This is a genomic window from Flavobacterium sp. MMS24-S5, from assembly GCF_050320125.1.
Lineage (GTDB): Bacteria > Bacteroidota > Bacteroidia > Flavobacteriales > Flavobacteriaceae > Flavobacterium > Flavobacterium tyrosinilyticum.
The window spans coordinates 2943978-2968842 of sequence record NZ_CP190016.1; the positions used below are offsets into that span (position 1 = coordinate 2943978).

The 24865-nt window shown below is 32.1% G+C and carries 16 protein-coding genes and 2 pseudogenes; 13 read left to right on the top strand and 5 right to left on the bottom strand.

Annotated features, from left to right (window positions below; all coding sequences use genetic code 11):
* Nucleotides 1-84: 84 nt before the first annotated feature.
* A complete protein-coding gene (locus ACPWTF_RS13665) occupies nt 85-414 on the bottom strand; it encodes a HesB/IscA family protein (protein ID WP_068841559.1) in 330 nt (109 codons plus the stop codon).
* A gap of 319 nt (nt 415-733) precedes the next feature.
* Between ACPWTF_RS13665 and ACPWTF_RS13670 the strand changes: the two genes are divergently transcribed.
* Together ACPWTF_RS13670 and ACPWTF_RS13675 are read left to right on the top strand one after the other, a co-directional pair.
* On the top strand, nt 734-1648 hold the full coding sequence (locus ACPWTF_RS13670; RefSeq protein WP_427871563.1) for a hypothetical protein: 915 nt from the start codon (nt 734-736) through the stop codon (nt 1646-1648).
* 78 nt (nt 1649-1726) lie between these two features.
* Nucleotides 1727-2584: an MBL fold metallo-hydrolase gene (locus tag ACPWTF_RS13675; RefSeq protein WP_427871565.1), complete on the top strand. Its 858-nt coding sequence runs from the start codon at nt 1727-1729 to the stop codon at nt 2582-2584.
* Nucleotides 2585-2670: 86 nt separating this feature from the next.
* Here ACPWTF_RS13675 and ACPWTF_RS13680 read toward each other — a convergent pair whose 3' ends face one another.
* Both ACPWTF_RS13680 and ACPWTF_RS13685 read right to left on the bottom strand, forming a co-directional pair.
* A complete protein-coding gene (locus tag ACPWTF_RS13680; RefSeq protein ID WP_427871567.1) occupies nt 2671-3372 on the bottom strand; it encodes a hypothetical protein in 702 nt (233 codons plus the stop codon).
* A 2-nt stretch (nt 3373-3374) separates the two neighbouring features.
* The gene (locus tag ACPWTF_RS13685) at nt 3375-8003 is read right to left on the bottom strand and encodes a T9SS type A sorting domain-containing protein (protein ID WP_427871569.1); all 4629 of its coding nucleotides are present in this window, start codon (nt 8001-8003) and stop codon (nt 3375-3377) included.
* A 259-nt stretch (nt 8004-8262) separates the two neighbouring features.
* Between ACPWTF_RS13685 and ACPWTF_RS13690 the strand changes: the two genes are divergently transcribed.
* From ACPWTF_RS13690 to ACPWTF_RS13740, 11 genes and pseudogenes are all read left to right on the top strand, one after another.
* A complete protein-coding gene (locus ACPWTF_RS13690) occupies nt 8263-8391 on the top strand; it encodes a hypothetical protein (RefSeq protein WP_427871571.1) in 129 nt (42 codons plus the stop codon).
* A gap of 284 nt (nt 8392-8675) precedes the next feature.
* Nucleotides 8676-10314, top strand: a pseudogene (locus tag ACPWTF_RS13695) (S8 family peptidase).
* 64 nt (nt 10315-10378) lie between these two features.
* Nucleotides 10379-12260: pseudogene (locus tag ACPWTF_RS13700) on the top strand (M1 family metallopeptidase).
* A 194-nt stretch (nt 12261-12454) separates the two neighbouring features.
* Complete coding sequence (locus tag ACPWTF_RS13705; protein WP_427871573.1) at nt 12455-13273, top strand: hypothetical protein; 819 nt, start codon at nt 12455-12457, stop codon at nt 13271-13273.
* Nucleotides 13263-14126, top strand: coding sequence for a hypothetical protein (locus ACPWTF_RS13710; RefSeq protein WP_427871575.1), 864 nt, complete (start codon nt 13263-13265; stop codon nt 14124-14126). Before ACPWTF_RS13705 ends, ACPWTF_RS13710 begins: the two co-directional genes overlap by 11 nt.
* Entirely contained in the window at nt 14119-14313 is a 195-nt protein-coding gene (locus ACPWTF_RS13715; RefSeq protein ID WP_427871577.1) for a LysM peptidoglycan-binding domain-containing protein, read from the top strand. Before ACPWTF_RS13710 ends, ACPWTF_RS13715 begins: the two co-directional genes overlap by 8 nt.
* A gap of 161 nt (nt 14314-14474) precedes the next feature.
* Nucleotides 14475-18137 (top strand): PAAR-like protein, encoded by a 3663-nt coding sequence (locus ACPWTF_RS13720; protein WP_427871579.1) that lies wholly within the window; start codon nt 14475-14477, stop codon nt 18135-18137.
* A 3-nt stretch (nt 18138-18140) separates the two neighbouring features.
* Nucleotides 18141-19088: a hypothetical protein gene (locus ACPWTF_RS13725; RefSeq protein WP_427871581.1), complete on the top strand. Its 948-nt coding sequence runs from the start codon at nt 18141-18143 to the stop codon at nt 19086-19088.
* On the top strand, nt 19066-20100 hold the full coding sequence (locus ACPWTF_RS13730; protein WP_427871583.1) for an XAC2610-related protein: 1035 nt from the start codon (nt 19066-19068) through the stop codon (nt 20098-20100). The genes ACPWTF_RS13725 and ACPWTF_RS13730 overlap by 23 nt, the downstream gene beginning before the upstream one ends.
* Before the next feature lie 361 nt (nt 20101-20461).
* The gene (locus tag ACPWTF_RS13735; RefSeq protein ID WP_427871585.1) at nt 20462-21046 is read left to right on the top strand and encodes a Crp/Fnr family transcriptional regulator; all 585 of its coding nucleotides are present in this window, start codon (nt 20462-20464) and stop codon (nt 21044-21046) included.
* Between the two features lie 94 nt (nt 21047-21140).
* The gene (locus tag ACPWTF_RS13740) at nt 21141-22199 is read left to right on the top strand and encodes an SDR family oxidoreductase (protein WP_427871586.1); all 1059 of its coding nucleotides are present in this window, start codon (nt 21141-21143) and stop codon (nt 22197-22199) included.
* A 130-nt stretch (nt 22200-22329) separates the two neighbouring features.
* On the opposite strand, the gene ACPWTF_RS13745 is transcribed toward ACPWTF_RS13740, so the two are convergent.
* Entirely contained in the window at nt 22330-23526 is a 1197-nt protein-coding gene (locus ACPWTF_RS13745) for a DUF418 domain-containing protein (protein ID WP_427871588.1), read from the bottom strand.
* A gap of 175 nt (nt 23527-23701) precedes the next feature.
* A complete protein-coding gene (locus tag ACPWTF_RS13750) occupies nt 23702-24640 on the bottom strand; it encodes an L-threonine 3-dehydrogenase (protein WP_427871590.1) in 939 nt (312 codons plus the stop codon).
* Nucleotides 24641-24865 lie beyond the last annotated feature (225 nt).

Consider the following 24865-nt stretch of genomic DNA (forward strand, 5'->3'; position numbering starts at 1 on the left):
TTTTTGTTATTGTCTAATGTTTTAAAGTCTAAAGTTCGAAAGTCAATTGAAGTCTTTAATGACTTTACAGCTTTCCGCTTTTGACTAAAGAGAGAATGATTCTCCGCATCCGCAAGTTCTGCTTGCGTTCGGATTGTTGAAAACAAATCCTTTTCCGTTTAATCCGCCAGAGAATTCTAAAATTGTCCCAGCTAAATAAAGGAATGATTTTTTTTCTACAGCAATTTGTATGTCGTTGTCAACGAATATTTTGTCGTCATCTCCTTTGGTTTTGTCAAATTTTAAATCGTAAGACAAACCAGAGCATCCACCACTTTTTACGCCTACTCTTACGTAGTCGCTTGCGGCGTCAAAACCATCATCCGTCATCAGGTCGATGATTTTCTTTTTGGCAGTATCAGAAACTTTTATCATTGTTCTTAGATGTTTGTTTTTAATGAACATTTTTTGTCTGTAATGAATTTATTACAGATTTAAAACGCTAATTTTCAATGTTAAATAGAAATTATCTGCAAAGATACGACTTAAAAACCTTTTTCCATAACGGTTCACATTATTATAACAAATGTGAAAATAGATAATACTTATTTTGACAAAATCGAAATCAAAATTCGAAAAGGAATTGTTTTTTGAATCGTGCTGCAAATATCGCTCCTAAATGTTAAAAAACAAGTATTTCTACTGATTATAGCCATTATTTATTCGGTACTTTTGCAGAAAATTGTGAGTAATTATGAAAAAACAACACAAAAATAAGTGGTTAAAGCCCTTATTGGCAGTAATTTTTGTTTTTGGATTAGGTGCTGCAGTATTGGTTTTTAGCAGTGAATCTGATAAAATTAAGGAAGAAGTTAAAGCGGAAAGCGCTAAAGCTTTAATGTTTAATAATGAAAGAACAGAACAGGAAAACATTTTAGATTCATTAAGTACACTGAAAGCAGCATACGATCTGGTCATTCAGGAAAATACGGCTCTGTCTAAAGAGTTGGAACTGGAACGTAAGAATGTCGAAAATTTAATGGAAATTATAAAAGTTTCGCAAAATCCGTCGGCAGATCAAATTAGAATTTACCGGAACCAGCTTTCGGGACTAAAATCTTCATTGGACAGTAAAGTCATAGAGATTAAAAAATTAAAATCTCAGAATAAAAATTTACTGACCGAAATAGAAAGTCAGAATGTTGTCATGTACAAACAAAAGGCAGAAAATGACACTTTGATTTCTAAACAAGTGAAATTGGAATCGACTTTAAAAGATGCTTCAAAACTTTATTTAAGCAATTTTAAAGCAATTGCACTTCGCGAAAAAAACTCTGGAGCAGAACTAGAAACGACAAAAGCAAAGAACGCAAAGAAACTTAAAATTAGTTTTACCGTGAACGGAAATGCCGTTGCAAAGACAGGAAAAAGAGTTTTTTATGTTCAAGTTTTGGATCAAAAAAATACGGTTTTAGGAGATAACAAATTGATTGAATTTGGAAATGATAAAGCACTGGTTTATAGTTTTATTGTTAGTACCGATTTTCAAGGTAAATCTCTTAATGCTTATGGAATTTTAAATGCAGATGGGTTTAAGAAAGGGACTTATTTTGTGAATTATTTTGATAAGCAGGAAATAATGGGAAGCACTTCGATTACATTAGAATAATCTAAAAGTTTTTTAGCTTTGAATTTTAGCAAAAGGAGTTTGAATTTTCTAGCTTTGTTCTTTTAGAAAATCATTCTCATGAAACTTTACCCAATAGAATCTGGAAATTTTAAGTTAGATGGCGGCGCAATGTTTGGCGTTGTTCCTAAAACCATTTGGAATAAAACAAATCCTGCCGATGCCAATAACCTTATCGATATTGCGGCTCGCTGTTTGTTGATTGAAGACGGAAATCGTCTTATTTTGATCGACACGGGAATGGGCGATAAACAATCAGAAAAATTCTTCGGGTATTATTCACTTTGGGGATCGCATTCTTTAGATAAATCTCTGGCAAAATATGGTTTTAATAGAGATGACATTACCGACGTTTTTATGACGCATCTTCATTTTGATCATTGCGGAGGAAGTGTTCAATGGAATGCTGATAAAACAGGTTACGAGCCAGCTTTTAAAAATGCTAAATTCTGGACCAACGAAAACCATTGGGAATGGGCGACAAAACCCAACGCTAGAGAAAAAGCCTCTTTCTTGTCTGAAAATATTTTGCCAATGCAGGAAAGCGGTCAATTGAATTTTATTGAAAAACCAGAATCTGATTTTGGCTTTTCAAAAGAACTTGATTTTGATATTTATTATGTTGACGGTCATACTGAAAAACAAATGATTCCGTACATTAAATACCAAGATAAAACGATTGTTTTTTGTGCCGATTTATTGGCTACAGCTGGGCATATTCCGCTTCCATATGTTATGGGATACGATACAAGACCTTTGCTGACAATGCCTGAGAAATCGAAATTCTTGAATTTGGCAGCAGATAACAATCATTATTTATTTTTAGAACATGATGCGCACAATCAGATTATAACTGTGGAACATACCGAAAAAGGCGTTCGATTAAAAGATGTTTTTACCTGTGAAGAAATTCTTTAATCGAAATAAATTAGATATAAAAAAATCCCATTTTCAACTGAATGAAAATGGGATTTTTTGGTTTTAACTAATTGTAATTATAAAGTTTAGTTGGTTTTAAATTTCCAAACTTGACCTACTGTTTCACCGCCTTTATTGTCTTTTACAACCACTCTCCAGTAATACTGTGTAGTTGGTTGAAGGGCAACTTCAAATGCTTTTGAAGTTATATTATCGCCTACTTTTGCAGTTGGCGGATTTGCAGTTCCAAAATAGACATCATAAGTTAAAACATCTGCAGTATCAACATCAAAAGCATTCCAGCTTAAATTTGCAGATGATGTGCTGATGTTTCCATTTAAAACTGGAGCAATCAATTCTGGAGAAAAAGGCAAATGATTCACCACAGCTGTTCCAGCAGTATAAAACTTAAATGTTGAAGAATAAGCGCTTGACAATCCTCTGGCATCTGTTGCTTTTACTCTCCAGTAATACGCTGTATTTTTTTCTAATGCTAAAGCACTTGTAGAAAGAGACGAATTATCTAGTGTACTTACGATTTGACTGAATGCATTATCTTTTGCAATTTGAATTTGATAAACAATCGCGTCTTTTTGCTCATCGGTTGAAGCGTTCCACTGAAAAGAAACGTTGTTGTCTAAACATAATTTATTATCAGCCGGAAGTGTTAATACAGGAACTGTCGGAGCCGTATTAACCGCTGGTGGCGTAACAGGGTCGTCTCCGCCTCCGCTTCCGCAAGCAGCAAATACTAAACAGATTATTGAAAGGTATATAGAATTCTTCATCTTTATTTTTTTATAATTTTAATGTATTCTGGAGTTTCTAAATTGACTTTAGCAGCATAAATTCCTGAAGGTAATTTTTCAAGATTTAAAAGAGCTTTTCCGTTTTCAATAGAATAAGTTCCGTGAGAAACTAATTGGCCTCCAAAATTGTATAGTTCAATTGCAACTTCAGTTTTACTGCTTGGAATTTCAATTTCAATAATTCCAGTAGTTGGGTTCGGATAAGCGGCAAGTATTGTCCCCAATTCGTAAGAAGAAACTTTTTTAGCAAAAATACCTTCGCAAGCTTTTGCCGTTGCCACTTCAACTAATCCAGCTGTTTGCATAGAAACTGTGAAGTTTGTATCTGTTGTTTGAAATTGTTCTGTACCATTAACAAATACAGTAAAAGGAGCCGTTCCTTCAGTAATTTCAACTTCTACATTCTTAGCGCTTATGCTAGATTTTCCTGTAGCAGTTGCACCTTTTTGAATAGTTACATTAAAAATTTGTTCATAAATCATTTCAGGAATTGTAATCTTGATATTGTAAGTTCCTGGAGTTAATGCTGTAAGTTTTAAAGCATTGTTTGTAAACGTGTAAGACTTGTCGTTAATCGTTGCGCTGTAAGCAAAAGAAGCTTTTCCAACAATACTGATTTCTCCGTTATTTTCACCAAGACAAGATTCTCCTTTAGTTTCTATAGCAAAGTTGTTTGCAGGTAAATTTATTTCTCCTGTACATTCTGTGTTAAAAGTTGCTATAGCATCTTTTTTGGTAGACCAAGTACTATTGGCATACGCCACATCATCAACAAGTATACAGTACAAGCTCAAATTGCCTGAAAAGGATGCGTTATTACTTGTTAGTAATTTATTTGCGCCATTTTGCAAGTTTAAAGTTTGAAGTTTATTATTGTAACAAAGAATAGAACTAACTAAAGGATTTTTGCTAATATCTAAGTTTTTTATCTGGTTATTATTAACATTTAAAAAAATTAATTCTTTGTTTTTAGAAAGCTCTAATGACTCAATTTTATTACCGCTGCAATCTAAATTGTATAAAACGATATTATTAGAAATATCTAAATTGGTTAATGCGTTATAATAACAAGTTAAACTTCTCAAAGATTTGTTTTCTGAAATACTTAAACTTGTCAATGTATTAAAAGAGCAATCTAAACTTGTTAACTCTGTATTTTTAGAAACATCTAAAGTCTTTAGAGTATTAGATTTTACGTTTAAGCTCTTTAACGAAGCAAAATCCTGAATTCCAGTTAAGTCTGTAATTTGAGAACTGCTTACATCCAAACTTGTAATTTCAGTTATATTAGCGGTAGCTACTTTACCATCTTTTTCGCCAGAATCAATTCCAAGAGCGATTAATTTGTCTTCGAATTTCGGATCAGGAATTGCTGTTGAATATTCACAATTTGAACTGTAACTTGCAGTTGCATCCTTGAAATTAGTCCATTTTGAATTCGCATAAGTTTCATCATCTACCTGAATACATTTTAAGTTAGGATTATTTGTGAAGTTTTTAAGCCCAACAGGATCAGAAGCAACATTGTTTCCATTTTTTAAATTTAATGAAATCAGTTTGTTGTCAGAACAATATATAGTTTTTAAGTATACATTCTTTGAAAGGTCTAAAGTAGCAAGGAGGTTATTGTTGCAATAAATGCTTTCAAGTTTGATATTGTTTTTTACATCTAGCTTTGTTATTTCATTTTTAGACACGTTTAAACTAACTAATTTTTGGTTTTTAGACACGTTTATTTTGGTTAGTTTATTTTGGTCGGCAGACAATGACTCCAAGCTTCTAAAATCTTCGATACCAGTTAAATCAGTAATTTCTGCAGATGAAACGTCCAACGATGTTAATGTAGAAATGTTTGCAGTAAGAACTTTTCCATTCTTTCCATCGTTATCAATACCTAAATCAATTAATTTTTGTTCAAATTTTTCATCTGGGATTAATGTTGAATAAGCGCAATCGACATTAAATGTTGCAGTTGCATCTTTATTAGTAGCCCAATTAGTATTAGAATATTCAACATTATCTACTTGGATACAGCTTAGATTTTTATTCCCTTGAAAATTAACTTTAGTTAATTTTGTGTTGTTTCCATTTTTAAGATTTACCGTTTTCAGTTTATTGTCACCAACATGTAATTCAACTAAATTAGTATTCTTTGTCAGGTCTAAATCGGTAAAAGCATTGCCATAACCTCTAAAATATTGAAGTTGAATATTAGAAGTAAGATCAAGACTGGTCAATTGATTAGCGCCACAATTTAAAGTACTCAATAAAGTATTATTAGAAAGATCTAATGATTTAATTGAGCCGCTTCCGCCGCCGCCATTAGAGACATAACTGCTGCCATAACATTGCAAACCTATTAATTTTGTGTTTTTAGTTACATTTAATGCCTTTAAAGGATTTTGGCTTGTGTTTAGAGATTCTAATTCAGGGTTTTTAGTTACGTCAATATCAGTTATTTTATTACGCTCAAAATCAAGTCCTTTTAGCAACGGATTATGAGTTACATCCAAAGTTGTAAGTGAATTATCTGTACACCCCAAATAAGTTAATTGCGGATTTCCTGAAACATCAATTTTACCTAATGGGTTATTGCTAATTGATAAGTTAATTAGATCTTTATTGTTTGACACATCTATCGCTGTAATTTTATTTTGGTACACGTTTAAATTTTTTAAAGCCGTGTTCTTTGAAACATTAATCTCCGTTAAACTATTGTTTGATAGATTTACATCTGTCAGAGCTAAATTTTGAGATAAATCGATAGATGTTATATTGTTACTATAACAATTTATAGTTGTTAGCTTTGTGTTTTTTGAAAAATTAAAATTACTTACCTTAATTTTGCTGCAATTGATGGTTTTTAGATTAGTAAAAGCTTCTAGTCCGGTAAGATCGGTAATTGGAGCATCATCTAGATATAAATATTCACGAGCCGCAAGTTTTCTTGTTAATGCTCTTCCGTCTAAAGCAAAATCAACACCATTATTAACTAATTTTTTTTCAAATTCAATGTCAGGAATAAGTGTATATTCGGGTTCTGTGCAAACTAATGAATAATCAACACTAGCGTCTTTACTTTTTGCCCAATTTGCATTTGCATAGTCAACATCATCAACAAGAATACAAGTTAAAATAGAGTTGTCGTATATAATAAGAGCGTTCTCTGGTAAGATCTTATTGTTTCCGTTTTTCAAGTTTATTTGAGATAATTGTCTGTTGTTTCTGCCGTATAAATAAGTTAAAGCAGGGTTTTTGCTCAAATCTAAAGAGGTAATATCAGTATCACTAATACGTAAATTTCCCAATTTTGGATTGCCAGAAAGATCAATACTTGTCAAAGGGTTACTGTCGCAATACAAAGTAGCTAATTTAGGCAGTTTTGTAACATCTAAATTTGTTATTTTATTGCCATAGCACCAAAGCTGAGTTAAAGAAAGGTTTTTGGAAACATTTAAAGTTTCAAGTGTTTTGTTAGATTCGCAACTTAACGATTCCAAAAAAAGATTATTTGAAACATCTAATTTAGTTAGTTTGTTTTGTGATGCCCAAAGTACTGTCAGAGAAACAAAATCCTGAATTCCTGTAAGATCCGCAATAGAACTAGAAGAAACGTTTAAGAATGTTATTTTGTTAATATTTGCAGTTGGAACCCTTCCATCTGGAGCTCCAGAGTCAAAGCCAAGAGCAATTAATTTATTCTCAAAATTAATATCTGGAATAGATGTATATGGAATTTCTATACTGCAATTAGTGCTATAAGTAGCGGCAGCATCTTTTAGATTTCCCCAGTTTGCCTTTGCAGTAACATCATTGTCAACCTGAATACAGCTTAAATTTGGATTGTTTTTAAAAGTGGAAGTGGTCGTTAAAATGGTGTTTTTTCCATTTTTTAAATCTAAACTTTTTAATTGATTTGAACTGCAGTCTACAAATGTAAGCGCAGTATTTTTTGAAAGATCTAATGCTTTCAAACTATTTCCCTGACAATTTAATGACTGTAAAGATTTATTTTCTGAAAGATCTAGCGAAGTTAAATTGCTGAAGTTACAGTTTAAAAATGTCAAATAAGTATTCTTAAAAAGAGTTAGTCCATTTGTAAAATCATTTGCAGAACAGTTAAGGCTACTTAGATTAGTATTGTTTTTAAGATCTAAAACTTTAAGCTTATTGTCGTAACAGTTTAATGTTCTTACATTGCGAATTGCCGATATGTCTAAAACAGTTAGCAAATTACTAGCACAATTTAAATTATCTAATAACGTATTTGTTGAAATATTTAAACTTGTTATTTTATTAGAAAAACAATTTAAAGTTAAAAGAGCCGTATTTTGCGAAACATCAAGAGAAGTTAAATTATTAAAAGAACAAATTAACTGGGTTAATGCTTTGAAGTCTTGAATACCAGTTAAATCGCTAATATTTAATCCACTGACATTTAATGTTTTTATGGCAGCAATATTTGCAGTTAAAACTTGTCCATCAGGAACTCCAGAATCGTATTTTTCATTAATTAAGAATTTCTCAAAATTAAGATCTGGAATTTTTGTGTTTTGCGCATAATTAGAAAAACTTGCCAAAAACAGCAACAAGAGTAGTTTTGTCTTCATAGAATATGTTTAGAATTAGGTCGCGCAATGGTACGTCTTTTTAACTGATAATATTTACGTGAACCCGTAAACGTTATATTATTTTTTTTACACTGCTAAGTAAATAGTAAACCAAAAATATATTTATCCATAAACACTTATTATTTTAACAAGAAAATATTCTCTATTGATATATTTTTGTAAGTTAATTTTTATATTTTAGCAAAATATAGCGGATGTCGAAAAGCTAAAGAGTAGGCAAACAAAAATTTTATTAATTATGAATTTAGACGATTTTATTAAAAATGCTGATGAGTTAGGTGTTGTAGCACTTGAATTTGATCAATTGAAAGAAATTAATGGTGGAATTGGTGGCAGGCTCCTAGAAAATATGATGTCGATCCTTTAGATTGGATTGAATATAATATACATTCTGAAGGTTGTTACTCATGTTGATTAATTTCTAATATTGAAAATCCGCTCTAAAATGGCGGATTTTTTTATTTTATTTATTCAGCTAGAAAATTGATGGCTAATAAAAAATAAATTTTTGTGGATGAAATTTCTTTACTATTTAAATAATTAAGACTTAAAAACAACGGTATTTTCATAACACATTGTTAACAGTTAGCATTTTGTAACAAAAAAGCATAATTTAGACCCATCTTTAACTTTACAATTATTTATAGATATATGAGTCATATAAAACCACTTAAATTATCTGCGTTTGCATTACTTGTTTTAGCAGGTTGTAATGCCACTTTACAAGCACAAACTTCAGTGCCAAAACAGCCAATTGTGGCTCCTTTAGCAGTAGTAAAAAAAGCTCCAGTTAGCGAAAATGAATTAAAAAGATGGAGTCATCTTGATTTGATAAAAGATTCTATTCCGGGAATGAGTGTAGACAGAGCTTTGACTGAATTACTGCAAGGTAAAAAAGGGCAAAAAGTAATCGTAGGAATTGTAGATTCTGGTGTCGATATCGAGCACGAAGATCTTCAAGGAATGATTTGGACGAATAAAAAAGAAATTCCAGGAAACGGAATCGATGATGACAAAAACGGATTTATAGATGACGTTCACGGATGGAATTTTCTAGGAAATGCTGTTCATGAAAATCTGGAAATGACACGTATCGTGAAAAAAGCCGATGACGGTTCTCCAGAATATAAAGCAGCTTTAGCACAATATACAGAGAAGTATCAAGAAGCTCTTCAAAATAAAGGGCAAGCAGATCGTTTAATGGCTTTTCATAATACGATTAAAAAAGAGCTTAATAAAACGGATTATAAATTAGAAGATTTAAGTACAATTACTTCTGCTGATCCAAATGTTTTGGAAAGTAAAAGGGCTATGACTATGATTTTTACAAATGCAGGACCAACTTTTGATCCGGAGGCTCAATTTACAGAGTATAGCGATTATGTAGAAGAACAGTTAAAATATAATCTTAACAAAGATTATGACGGAAGAAAAATCGTCGGAGATAATCCAGAAGACATTAAAGACAATCATTACGGTAATAATGTAGTTTTTGGTCCAGATAAAGAAAAAGCGCTTCACGGAACTCACGTAGCTGGAATTATTGCACAAATTCGCGGTAATAATTTAGGTGGAGACGGAGTTGCTTCTCCAAATGTCGAAATTTTGACGGTTAGAGCCGTTCCAGATGGAGACGAATACGATAAAGATATTGCTTTGGCAATTCGTTATGCGGTAGATAATGGGGCTAAAGTAATCAATGGAAGTTTTGGGAAAAGCTTCTCTCCACAGAAAGAATGGGTTTATGATGCGATTAAATATGCAGCCAAAAAAGATGTTTTAATTGTGCATGCTGCAGGTAATGACGGTTACAATATCGATGAAACAAAGAACATCAATTATCCAAATGATTCTAAAGACAACATAAAAGAATTTGCAGATAATGTAATTACAATTGGAGCGATTAATAAATCGTACGGAGAAAATGTTGTTGCTCCATTTTCAAACTTCGGAAAAATAAACGTAGACGTTTTTGCTCCAGGTGAAGAAATTTATGCAACAGTGCCAAACAACAAATACAAATACTTGCAAGGAACTTCAATGGCGTCTCCAAATGCAGCAGGTGTTGCAAGCATTAATTCGTTCGTACTATCCAAAATTGAAAGCAGCTCAAGTTAAAAAGATTTTAATGGACTCTGGAGTAGCGCTTCCTTCAATGGTTGTTTTAGGCGAAAGTGAGAATCCAGATGAAAAACCAGTTGCGGTTTCTTCTGCAGAATCATCAAAAACGGCTAAGATTGTAAATGCTTATAATGCGTTATTAATGGCTGAAAAGATGTCTAAAAAATAAACAATAATAAACGATTAATCCAATGGAAGGGCTAACGCTCTTCCATTTTCTATTACATATAAACATGCGAAAAATTATTTTACTTTCTTTCCTAAGCTTAGGTTTTAACTCGGCTTTTGCACAAAGCGCCCCATATTGGCAGCAACACGCTGACTATAAAATGGAGGTTTCTATGGATGTAAAAAACTATCAGTACAAAGGAAAACAAGAATTGGTTTATACCAATAATTCTTCTGATACTTTAAAAAAAGTATTTTATCATTTATATCCAAACGCATTTCAACCAGGAAGCGAAATGGATGCACGTCTTCATTTTATTAAAGATCCAGACGGAAGAATGGTAAACAAAGTAAAACAAGCTGACGGAAAAGAAGTAAAACAAAGCCGTATTGAGACTTTAAAACCAAATGAAGCTGGTTATTTAAAAATTACAAACTTCAAACAAGACGGTGCTGTTGCTCAAACAAGAGTTTCTGGAACGATCTTAGAAGTAACTTTGGCGAAACCAATCCTTCCAAATTCTAAAACGACTTTTACATTAGATTTTGACGGACAAGTTCCAGTTCAGATTCGTCGTTCTGGAAGAAACAATTCTGAAGGAGTAGAACTTTCTATGTCGCAATGGTATCCAAAATTAGCCGAATTTGATTTTGAAGGATGGCATGCAGATCCATACATTGCAAGAGAATTTCACGGTGTTTGGGGTAATTTTGATGTAAAAATTACAATTGATAAAGACTACACTATTGGTGGTTCTGGATATTTGCAAGACAAAAATTCAATTGGGCATGGTTACCAAGATGCTGGTGTAACGGTAACATATCCTAAAAAAGCAAAAACGTTGACTTGGCATTTTATTGCGCCAAATGTTCACGATTTTACATGGGCTGCAGATAAAGAATATACACACGATATTGTAAAAGGAACCAAACGATGTAGATTTGCATTTCTTTTACAAAAACAACGAAAAAACAACTGCAAACTGGAAACAGTTAGAACCTTTAATGGTTAAAGTAATGGAATATTACAACCAGAGAGTTGGAGCGTATCCATACAAACAATACTCATTTATTCAAGGTGGAGACGGTGGAATGGAGTACGCAATGTGTACTTTAATGCTAGGAAACGGAACTCTTGAAGGAATTCTAGGAACAGCTACACACGAATTAGGACACTCTTGGTTCCAGCACATTTTAGCTTCAAACGAGTCAAAACACCCTTGGATGGACGAAGGTTTTACAACTTACATCGAAGACAGTGCTTTGAATGAATTAAAAGGAGACAAAAAAGAAGTAAATCCTTTTGTAGGAAATTATAAAGCATATTACAGTTTAGTAAATTCTGGTAAAGAACAGCCACAAACTACGCACGGAGATCGTTACGATGAAAACCGTCCGTATAGTATTTCTTCTTATATTAAAGGAAGTCTTTTCCTTTCTCAATTAGAATATATAATCGGAAAAGAGAATGTTGATGCAACTTTAAAAAGATATTTCAACGATTTCAAATTCAAACACCCAACGCCAAACGACATCAAAAGAACAGCTGAAAGAGTTTCTGGAGCTGAGTTAGATTGGTATTTGATTGATTGGACACAAACAACCAATACGATCGACTACGGAATTAAAGACGTTGCTGACAATGCAGGAAAAACAACGGTTTCTTTAGAAAGAATTGGAAGAATGCCAATGCCAATTGACTTGAAAGTGGATTACACAGACGGAACATCTGAAACATTCTACATTCCATTAAGAATGATGAATTTCATTAAACCAAATCCAAACCCGAACGAGAAAAGAACAGTTCTAGAAGACTGGGCTTGGGCACAGCAAAACTATAGTTTTACAATTGACAAAAACAAAACGGCAATCAAAAAAATCACTATTGATCCAAGCGGATTAATGGCTGATGTAAAACAAGCAAACAATGTTTTTGAAGTGAAGTAAAGATTCAAAAATCTCAAATAAAAAAATCCAAAGCTGGTTTCTAGCTTTGGATTTTTTTTTGCTTGATATAAAAAACAATGACAAGCATTAACCCGAAAACTTAGTCTTATTGTGTTACAAATAGGACTTTTTAAGACAGGATAAAACCGTGATTAATATATACTTTTAACTGTTAATCTTTTTGATGATTTAAAATGAGCAGAGAGGAAAAGTATAATTTCAGAATTCGACACACAATCAATCACGAACTTTTTGATAAAAAATATGAAGGCAGTGCCTCTTACGAAATTGAACTTGAAAAAGTCGAGAACTACAATTTTCGAGTAAAATTAACGCGTTATAATTTTAAGATAGACGATCAGATTCCAGACAAAAAATTTGAAAAAATAGTATATGCGTATAATCATGCAATTTTTCCAATTTTATTTGAGATAAAAGAGGGGAATTTTTTATTGGCTAATTTTAATGAAATTTCGGAGAGGATAACTCAAAAAGACCTAGAACTTAAATCTAGACATCAAGGCCCAGGATTAGAACATATTCGCAATGATTTTCTCTCACAAACGACAAAAGATGGCTATGCGATGGCTGAATATATAGGTTCTTTTGGATTAATAAGAATACTATTGCTGTGTATAGAAAAACCAGAAAACGATAATAACTACCATTTTAATTGGAAAATCCCGCTATTAGATAATGACGTTTTCTGGAAAGGTAAAAAAAGGTTTGACTCTGAAACTAATACTTTAAAATATGAAGGAGAAGGCCATCAAAATGAGGCACTTTTTCAGCATATAAAAACTGCTGGTAACGCATATCAATATCCTGACACAGTTACAGATCAAGAATCTGTAATTACCACTACTATTAGACACGAAACTCAATATAATAGTGCGCAGCTTGATTTTGAATTATCTGAAACGAATATTCAAATCAGCAATACTTATTTTCATTATGAGGAGAATTTTTCCATAACAGCTTTTAGTAAAACAAAAGATAAATATGAGTATTAAATCACATGGAAATTTTAAGGTACTAAGGAATATACGAACAGAGCATCCAAATTATATAGCCGAGACAACAGAAACTTATGAGTTTAGTTTTCACGAAATTAATAATCAGGAATTAAAAATAGAAATACGTAAGTTTTCATTTAGAGTAAATGGCAGCAGTGTAAAATTAGGGATTGCAGCAAAAGTCATTCAGGAATATTCAAAAATATTATGTCCGCTTTTATTTACTGTTAGTGAAGATTCAATTGAGCTCTGTAATTACAAAGATATAATGGAAAGAATAAGTACAAGAAATGAAAAACTTAGACTAATGCCAGAGTATTTTATAGAGGGAAATTTAGATAAAGGGGGCGATATAGACCAATACGCTATAATTGAAAGTATGAAAGATCATTTTATAGGTTTAGCCCAAAAAGATGGGAAACAAATGGCAAAATATTATTTACCACTTAGTTTTTTGAAAATGGCAGTTTTTTGTACTCAAAAATCAGAAAATGATATTGTTTATGAGTTCCCATGGAGTATTAATCTGTTTGACTATGAAATTTTATGGAAAGGTAAGAAACATTTTGATCCTGTTTTAAATGAAGTAACCTACAATGGAGAAGTGATGGAAAGTGAGGAAATTTCAAAGATTGTAAATAAGATGGCAATGGGTTTTGAATCTGCGTTAAAAATTAAAATTAAGCAAGATCCTATAGTTTCCAGCATTAAACATAAAGTGGAATTTCTGAACGAAACGGGAGGTTTTGATTTTTCTGAAACTAATATACAAATAGATATAAGGAATTTTTATAAACATCGCGAAACCATTTACATATCTGCCATTAATAAAAAACAAAGCCATGAATAATTCAATACCATATTTAGTAAAAAAAGGAGACACCTTACAAAGTATTGCCAAAGAGTTAGGAATAGACAATCCTCAGGATTTGCGCCATTATCACAATATGAACGCAGAAATAATGGACGGAATTGGCCCGAACCTCCTGTTGGGAAAACGCTGCTTACTCCTTCTTCAGAAAAAACTAAGGAAATAAATGCCAAAAGAGCTAAACTTGATGAAGCCGAAGAAATAGAAACACAAAAGGAAGAGCAAGTAAAAAAAGAACAGCAAAAACAGCAGAAAGAAGAAAAAGAACAAGAAGAAAAGAAAGAAAAAGAAACTGCCCAAAATGCCCACGACAATAAATATTTTGTAGTGCATGGAGGTTTGTGCTGCTGTGATAAGGCAGAAAACCCAAAGCAGACAGCCAAACTATTGGTTACTTCTCACAACAAAGTAATCTATAATGGCGAGGCGGGTAAATATGCTGCTACAGATGCAGATAAAACTTTTGATCCTGCGGCGGCAACTTTTGGCAAATGCACGCTTAAGCCATCTTCAGCCGGTAACCAGCCATGTGCACTTGCGCCTGCACCAAAATGGACAAAGCCCTACGATAAAACAAGTATTTTTGGAAACAAAGTACTTACAGAGATTTCAACATTACAATGTACTATTGGAGGTAAAATAGAAGTCGTAAAATCTGGACAGACGGATACCGTTATGAAAGAGCATGCCGAGAACACAAACCCCGCAGCTCTTGCGCTTATAAACCCCGCGGTAAAAACACCGGTTTTAGAAATCGCTTATCCAAGTGTTTCGAATATTACATTAAAAACTCTTAAAAATATACCCAATTTTAAAACAGTATCATCAAGCGATACAGGCAGTGTCGAAAAAATTACCATACGCCAAAACGAAGAATGCAGTTTCTTGGCAAAAATAAAAAAGGGAAATGTTAACCTGACTTCGTGGGTTATTTATGATGGTTTTACTGGCGACAAAGACAAAAGATTATTTACAGAAGAACAGCTGGGAACAAGCTTTAAATATACATTCTCAACAATAGGTAAATATCGTATTGAAGGATATGGAAAACCAAAAAAAGAAGATTTCGAGGGCGGAAAATATAATAAGAACTATCCAGACTGTTCTATTGATGTTGAGGTAGTTTTAAATAAACTTGAGGGAACTGAGCTTGTACCAATTGACGGAGAAAATTTTGCCAAAATAATTGGAGGAAAAATGAGATTAAGACAAAACTTTCCAGCTAGTTTTAAAGCCAAATTTTTGATGCCTCCAACAGATTCTGAACTCGAAAATTTGAAAATGTATGTTACAGATGCCTCAGGAAATGTTTTAAAATCTACACGAATTGAGAATACGGTTTCATTTACACCCATAAATTCAAAAGCACAGTACAAAATTACTGCAGTGTATAAACCTGATGACAAGGAAACACAAACTCAAAATTTTACAGGTGAAACCATAACCAATTCGGTCTCAGAAATAACACATGATGCCGAGGTTATAAGACCTGGAACCCCAATGAGCTTTGCCGTAAAAGAAAGTAGTTTTAGTATGTACATTCCAGATGAGGAAGAAGCCATTTCTAAAGAAGTTCAAGCTGTAAAATGGAATTTAAACGGACGTTTATTGGGCAATGGAAAAAGCATAACCATACCAGGGCATGAATTTATGAAACTAGGCAAATATGTTGTAGAAGCTTATGTAACACTCGCAAATGCTTACGGACAAAATGCAAAACATGAAAACGACGATTGGCATTTTGAAGTAAAAGAAAATGATGTAATTTCTTTTAGCTACAACGGCGTTCCCAAAGTAGGTAAAACAACATTTTTAGAAGCAGATCAATTGGTGTTTTCAAAACAGATAGGAAACGAAATGGTGGTTTGGGATACTGCAATACCGCATACTATTGCAAGTGAAAATACAATAGCTATAAAACCCCTAAAAGCAGGAAAAGAACTTGTAAAATGCCGTATAAACAGACAGCCTGGCAAAACATTAAGTATAGATGTAAAACAGGCAAAAGTATTGGGAATGCTTTTTACAGACAGCAATGGTATCGAGATTGAAAAATCGAGCTGGTACCAAACCGTAAACATTTGGGTAAAACAAGAACATCTTATTGGCGAAGACCTAACGATTGAGATTTGGGACAACGACGCCTTTAAAGACGATTACTGCAAAGTAATTAATGTAAAAAAATACGACGGAAATCTTATACCGCTAACTTTAGATAGTTATATAAAAAACAAAGCAGGAGATTGGGGAATGCTATATGTAAAAATTGGCGCACCACAGTTAAAATTGGCCAATGAAAATAATATTTTTAAATCTAAAAACCACCTCAATGTTGAGGATAAACGCGAAATCTACTCTGCTCAAATTGGCACACAAGACGGTAAAGAAAGGCATTATCATGTAGACTACAACAAAATAAGTTATTTCTACGGAAAGTCTCGTGGTATAAAAGCTGGTGAAAAACTTAAAATCACGATTTATGAAAAAGGCAAAATGCTTTTTGATGTAAAAGATGTTACAATAGATACAAGCGGTGCTATACAGGCAAAACTACAATGGGACACGATAAGCCAAAAAATACCAAGCCGTGTGGTGCATGCAGTTGTACAGGATAGCGAAAACAAGATTTTGTACGAGGGCAATAAAGTAGCTAACGGTGGAGTGCATATTACAAAAACAAGTGCTTTGCAAGGTTTGGCGGAGTATAAGAGCGCTGTTTTGGTGAAGAAGTCTGAGAGTAGTATTTCTAAAATGAATAATAAAAATTGTGCTTGTGAATGCGAGGCTAGAGTTAGGGCGTTTATGAGGATGTTAAGAGTTGGAGAAGGAACGGGTGAACTGATTAAATCTTGGGATAAAAATACTAAAGAGATTATATATATTAATCATGATTTTCAAAAAGGTTATACTACTGCATTTGGAGGAAATATTATAACGGATTTAAGTACTCATCCACAAAAAAATTATGGAGGTTCTACCGCTGCTGGTGCGTATCAAATAATGAGGTATACTTGGTGGTGGCTAAACGGTGAAGAACTTGATGAAAATAATTTAAAAACTGGTATATATAAAGTATCACATGATTATATCAAAAAATATAAAATAGAAGACTATAAAGAAGAATCGCAAGATAAAATATGTGTGATATTAATGAAATCTCAAAGATCAAATTTGATTAAAAAGATTATTAAAAATGATATAGAGAATGCAATTAGAAAAGATGGCTGTTTTATTTGGGCGAGTTTACCTGAAGTAGGTAATGAAAGCCATTATTTTTATAATGGTGTAAGACAACCAGCAACACCAATGAAGAAATGTATTGAACATTATCAGAAATTTTTGAAAGAGGAACTTTTAGGAATTACTAATTTGCATTTACAATCTGGCTTTTTAAGTGAGTTTAATGAGAGTTGTCAGTGTGGTAAAGATAAAGACAGTAATCAATTAATTAGTTGTGGTGGAAAAATAAATGTTGATTTACGCAAGCAATTGACTTTTCAGGCACAGCAAACAAGAACAGATTGCAATATTACTTGTAGAAAGATAATGAGCGTTTTAAATATTGTGCCTGAAAATCCCACAGAACCCGGAAACCAATCTTTTTACCAAACTGCGATAGAATCGGAGGATAATAAAAAACTGATATTAAACAATGATGATTTTGTTAAAGGTTTAAATTATATAGACAAATCGCTTGAGGCAGGTTATCCTGTTATGGTAGGAGTTAATCATACTTTAAATTACGGCTATAATGAAACGCCAAATACATCAGATCATTATGTTATAATTGTAGGAAGGTTTTGTGATAATAATGTGCTTAAGTATAGATTTTGGGATGTAGCAACAACAAAGGGAGAGGAAAGTGATTTTAAGTTTGTTTTAACTGCTGAAAAACTATACTCTGACGATGTCTGGAAAAAAGGAAGAACTTATACTTTGACTCAAGTTAGACGAAATATAAATGAAAACGGAGAAATAATAAAATATTAACAAATGAATATAAATAAATTTTTAAGTGTAATCTTTTCAATTTTAATTATTAGTTGCAAAGGACAAGACAAAGAACAAAATAAAGAAAGTTTTAATTTAAATAATTTAACATTATTAGGTGTAACGAAGACGGATAGTGTTTACACAGTGATAAACAGATGTGATGGGGGATATCCAGTATTACGTTTTTATAAAAATAGATTTTATTTCTACATTCCACAAGAGGGAGCTTATTATCTCACTGAATTAATAGAGGAAATTGAAAATCAAAACTATAAAATAACAACTAAAGGTTATTATTTTTTATCAAATGAAAAGCCGATACCAAGTAAAAAAATATGGCATTTAAGAAAGATTGATCAATTACTATGGGATTTTAGTGACGAGAAATCACAATATCAGTTTGCAGATAGTATAAGTTTAATCAAGAAGAAAATTACATTTTATAATCAACCTTGTCGAGAATGTTGGGATGAGGAAGAGTGCAACAAATTAGAGCCTCAGAAGAAAATAGTAGAAACTATTAAGTTACAAGATAGTTCTTTTAACAAGTCCATTGAATTAGTGAAACAAGAATTCATTAATATAGAACTGCCAAAATTAAAGAAAACAAATAAATTAATTGGAGGTATAGATATATTGGAAGCATATTTAGGAGATGTAACAAATGATAATATTGATGATATAGTTCTTTTTTATTCCCTAACAGCAAAAGATGGGAATGCCAATATAAGTGCTGGTTTAAACATTTATAAAAACACAGGTAAGGAGATGAAATTAATAGAAAGTATTATACCTGATTTTATGTTTTATGTTAAAAAAATATCAAATAATAGTATCTACGTTGAGAAGATTGAATATAAAGATACTGATTCTAGATGTTGTCCATCATTAAAATCAGAAGTTGTGTTGAAAACAAAATTTGATAATGATGGAAATAAAAGTAATTAGGTCTAAATTTTTTTATGTTTTGTGTATCATGCTTTTTGTAATTTCCTGCAAAAGGGATATTCAAAAAAAAGAAGAGAGTTCAATATCTCAAAAAGATATAAATGGTACAGAACAAATTCAAGAAAATGATTCATTGATAATTAATACAATTAAAGAGTTTTACATTTCTTATATTTTTGAAAATTCAAAAAATGAAATTAATTCCAACATTATAAACAAAATAAAAGATAAATATATATCAAAAAAATTGATACAAAATATTAGGAATCAAATGGAAAATGGCAGTCTAGATTGGGATCCTTTTGTAAATGCACAAGATTTTTATGATGGTTGGATTAAAACATTGAAAGTTAAAAAGGATGAATCAGTAAACAATCAATACATTGTTAGTTATTATAATGGAAAAGAAGATGAAAAAATATGTTTAGGAGTAATAAAAGAAAAAAATCAATATAAAATTGATTTTATAATTAGACATGATAATAAAATAATCGCGCAAGAAAATTTACAAGAATGTTTTTATAAAAATTTACTGAAAGACAAAACTATTCATATAATAAAGTCAGAAATTGTGAATTCACAAAATTTAAAAATTACATTAATTGATAGTAAGTCCAATATTATTTTTCAAGAACTAAATTATACCCCATTTAATTTTGATTTTAACTGTAAATCAATAGTATTTACTAATGATATTCCTTTACATAATGACTATGAAATAATCGTGGGAGATTACAACTTCGACTCACTTGATGATTTTGCGATTGTGTATGACAATAGTATTAATACAGGAACAATTTATACTTATTTTTTTCAAAATTCAGAAGGTTTTTTTGAAGAAAATAAGCTTTTTCCTGTTAGACTTATTCCTTCAAAAATAAACAAAATCGACAAAACTTTAGAACAAGTAAGCATTGTTGGTTGCTGCAAAATAAATACTATCATTTATCAATTAACAGACGGCAACAAATGGGTGATGATCTCATCTAAACAGGAAAATATCACTAATTAACTCTGCTTGGTTGGTAATGTGCAAAGTTAGTGATAAAGTTTTCTAGGCAAATGATATGTAATATTGTTCTAGTCTGTCAGTTTTAAAAAGGTTTAAAACGTATAAAATGATGGAAAGTTATACTTCGTGTTTCGCACTCATTTAAAAAGATTGAATAGGAGAACGATGTTTCAGTAGAAATAAAAGTATCTTATTGGCTGTTTTACAAATTTATTTTTGGTTATAATCTGCGTAAAACATCAACAAAAAAAATCCAAAGCTGGTTTCTAGCTTTGGTTTTTTTTTGCTTGATAAATTTAAAAGAGTTGTAATTTTGATACAATAGTAATCTTGTATATTGAAATATTTAAATCAAAAAAGGATGACAGAATACAAGTTTTTAATCAAGCATTTGCAAGACCGAATAGAACTTTCTGACGAAGAGGCCAGTCAATTTGTTTCTAATTTTAAAATAAAAAAGATAAAGAAACGGCAGTTTATAGTGCAGCCAGATTTTGTGGCTCAACATAGAAACTATGTGGTCGAAGGCGCTTTAAGAGCGTATGTGGTAAATGATGAAGGTCAGGAACATACGATTGCCTTTGCTATTGAAGACTGGTGGATTTCTGACTATAATAGTTACATTTATCAGCAGCCGGCCACGATGTTTGTTATGGCTTTAGAAGATGCTGTTTTGCTGCAAATAGATTTTGAAACGGAAAGCAAATTGAAAATGGCGAATCCAAAATTTGAAACTTTTTTTCGTATTACAGCAGAACGTACGGCTGCATTTTTTCAACGAAGAATTATTACCAATCTTACCTCTTCGGCAGAAGAGCGTTATGAGAAATTTATAAATCAATTCCCTTTAATCGCAAATCGGGTACCTCAATATGCTTTGGCTTCTTATTTGGGAATGACAACAGAATTTCTTTCAAAAATAAAAAACAATAAATTGAAAAAGTAAACTTGAACTAGTTCAACCTTATTTCATAATCCACTTCATTTTATACCTCTTTAGCTTGTCTGAACTTTGTAAAACAATTTTAAATACAAAGAAAATGACAGCAAATAAAAACATAGCATTGGTTGTTGGCGCAAATGGCGTTATCGGTGCAAATCTTATAGAATATCTTTTATCTACTAACAATTGGGATATTATTGGATTATCCCGAAAAGGAGGCAATGATGCGCCTAATCTGAAATACATTTCAGTTGATTTGCTGGATACTGAAAACAGTAAGAAACAATTATCTGATCTTAAAAATATTACCCATATATTTTATACCGCTTATCAAGATCGTCCATCATGGTCTGAACTTGTTGAGCCAAATCTAAACATGCTTAAAAATGTAGTTGAGATAATTGAACCAATAGCTAAAGACTTACAGCATATTAGTTTGATGCAAGGTTATAAAGTTTATGGAGCTCATTTAGGGCCATTTAAAACTCCAGCCAAAGAAACAGATGCTGGACATATGCCTCCTGAATTTAACATTGACCAGCAGCAATATTTAGAAAAAAAGAAAGAAGGAAAAAAGTGGAATTGGAGCGCCATTAGACCTTCTGTTGTAGGCGGTACAGCAATAGGAAACCCAATGAATCTTGCACTTTTGATAGCTGTTTACGCATCAATTTCTAAAGAATTAAATCTTCCGCTTCGATTTCCTGGAAAAGCAGGAGCGTATGATAAGCTTATGGAAATGACTGATGCCGGTCTATTGGCCAAAGCAACCGTATGGGCAGCAACAAATCCGCAATGTGCCAATCAGGCTTTTAATATTACAAATGGAGATTTGTTTCGATGGACAGAACTTTGGCCAAAAATTGCTTCTTATTTTGATATTCCTATTGCGCCTCCGCTTCAAATGGAATTAAAAACAGTTATGGCTGACAAAAAGGTTTTATGGGGAAATATTCAGGAAAAATACAATTTAGAAAAACACGATTATGAAAAATTAGCCAGTTGGAACTTTGGAGATTTTGTTTTTTCGTGGGATTATGATTTTTTTGCTGATGGAACCAAAGCAAGACGTTTGGGTTTTTATGAATTTATAGATACCGAAGAAATGTTTTTTAGTCTTTTTGATCAATTGCGTCAGAAAAAAATCATACCATAAATTGAAGCGACAGATATAAAACAAACAATATTTTGAAGTGAAGTAATTCCTTTAGACTACTTAAAAAAGCCCTTAAATCTAAATTTAAGGGCTTTTCTTTTATATTCAAGTTTATTCCAAATTTTTAATTTTAGACCATTTTTATATCAGCAGCAACCTTTGGCTGTGCTTTTTTAAAAGGAACCCATTCTCTATAACTTGCAGATCTCCACAACCATTCAATTGGGCCATAATTGTATTTTGAAAGCCACCATTTACTAATAAACAATTGAATGATAAAGATAAAAACAGCCAATAAAAAGTAAAACCAATACGGCATTGAATCTGCAATTCCGAATCCAATTCCAGAAAAAATAATACCAGCCAATATATTTTGGCTCATATAATTGGTCAATGTCATTTTTCCGCCTGCGCTAAAATAACTGAAAACTGTTTTTAATTTTCCATTGACGTATAAAAGACAGATTCCAGTCGAGATAAAAATCATTGTACTTAGCACTAACCAGTAAAGTGGGTGAAAGAATTTTAATAACGGAGCTTTGTATATTATAGCAATATTAAATCCAATCGCGATAAGTACAGCAACAGCCAAACTAATGATGCAGACAGATTTTAAAAGTCTCTTTAATTCTGTTAAGCGATTGAAGAAGTTTAGTTTTTGAAGCATAAACCCAAAAAGCATACAGCCCAACATTACATAATGAGCCGTAATTGCATAGCCTGGAATTATAATTTGTTCGTAGAATGACGCAAGCAGATTAAATCTGAAAAAGTCAATCCAGTTTCCAGAATGATATAGTTTTAAATATTCTGGATTTGTTGCAATTGCAGGATGTTCAATTTTTAAACCATTTACATAAGCCATTACAAAAGGAATTGTAAGTATAATTACGGCAGAAATAATGGCTAAAGTTTTGGTAGAACATCTGTAAAAAAGCAATAATATAAGTCCTAAAAAGGCATAATCTTTTAAAATGTCGCCAAGCCAAAAAGCAGAATTAATAAAGGCTAAAATAAATAGCAAAAACATTCGCCACGCAAAAAAAGCGACAGGATTTTTTCCTTTAGAAGCAACATTGTTAATCAAAATTGCAAATCCGTAGCCAAATAAAAGAGTTAATAATGTCCAAGATTTTGCCGCAAATAAATAGCGGTTAATAAATTGAAGAGTTTCAGAGAAAGCACTATGCTTAAGTTCTTTTTCTATACCGATGTATAGAAAATCCAGATAATTGCCAATGGCTACACCCAATATAGCCCAGCCCCGAAGGATGTCGACAATTGCAGTTCTTTTGCCTTGCTCGACAGGATGATAAGAATTTGTCATTTGATTGATGTTTTTGTTGTGATTTGATTGATGATTTTGGAATAAACTTGATTATTATTCAAACGCAATCAAAAGTACATAAATTATACAATCAATATTTTTTCTTACAAATAAAATGTACAAAAAAGCGCGTTATTTTTTAGAATAACGCGCTTTAAAATTTTATTATTTCAGATTATGCCAAATGCTCAAGCATATCTTTAGTCATAGTTTCCAAATCAAATTTATGATTCCATCCCCAATCTTTTCTTGCTTCAGCATCGTCGATACTTGCGGGCCAGCTGTCTGCAATTTTCTGACGGAAATCTGGATTATACGTAATTTCAAATTCAGGAATATGTTTTTTAATTTCAGCAGCAATTTCAGTTGGAGTAAAACTCATAGCAGCCAAATTGTATGAAGAATGTATTTTGATTTCTTCAGCTGGCGCTTTCATAATATTAATTGTCGCATCGATTGCATCATCCATATACATCATTGGCATTCTGGTTTCAGAAGACAAAAAGCACTCGTATTTTTTATCAGCAATCGCTTTATAGAAAATATCAACAGCATAATCTGTAGTTCCGCCGCCTGGAGGAGTAGACCAGCTGATTAAGCCTGGATAACGAATACTGCGAACATCGACACCATAAATATTATGGTAGTATTCGCACCATCTTTCGCCTGCCTGTTTACTAATTCCGTAAACTGTAGAAGGCTCCATTACGGTATATTGAGGCGTATTTTCTTTTGGAGTTGTTGGTTCAAAAACCGCAATACTCGACGGCCAGAAAATTTTCTGAATCTTTTTGGCTTTAGCTAAATTTAAAACATGAAAAAGTGAATTCATATTCAAATCCCAAGCAAAAGCTGGATTTTTTTCAGCTGTTGCCGATAAAAGTGCCGCCATAAGATATACATCAGTAATTTTATGCACTTCTACCAAATGTTCGATCTGATTAAAATCTAAAGCATTGACCACTTCAAAAGGTCCCGAATTAACAACATCAGTATTTAATTTTCGAATATCAGAAGCGATAACATTCTCGGTTCCGTATATTTTGCGCAGTTTCTGCGTCAGTTCTGTTCCAATCTGACCGCAGGCGCCAATGATCAATATTTTAGGATTCATTTCATGATGATTTTTAGAGACACAAATATAACGTTTTCGCAATTACTTGCGCTTTTTTGAAGAATAAATTATAAATTCAATAATTTAAAAGTTTGTTTGATATATTATTCTCTTTTAAGAGTGTGTCTTGTGCCTTTTTAAGAATCCCACGAAAAAGCGCTATTTTATTGATATAATGATCAAATGACTTTTTTTTAAATTGATTCTCTGATAGAGATAAAAATG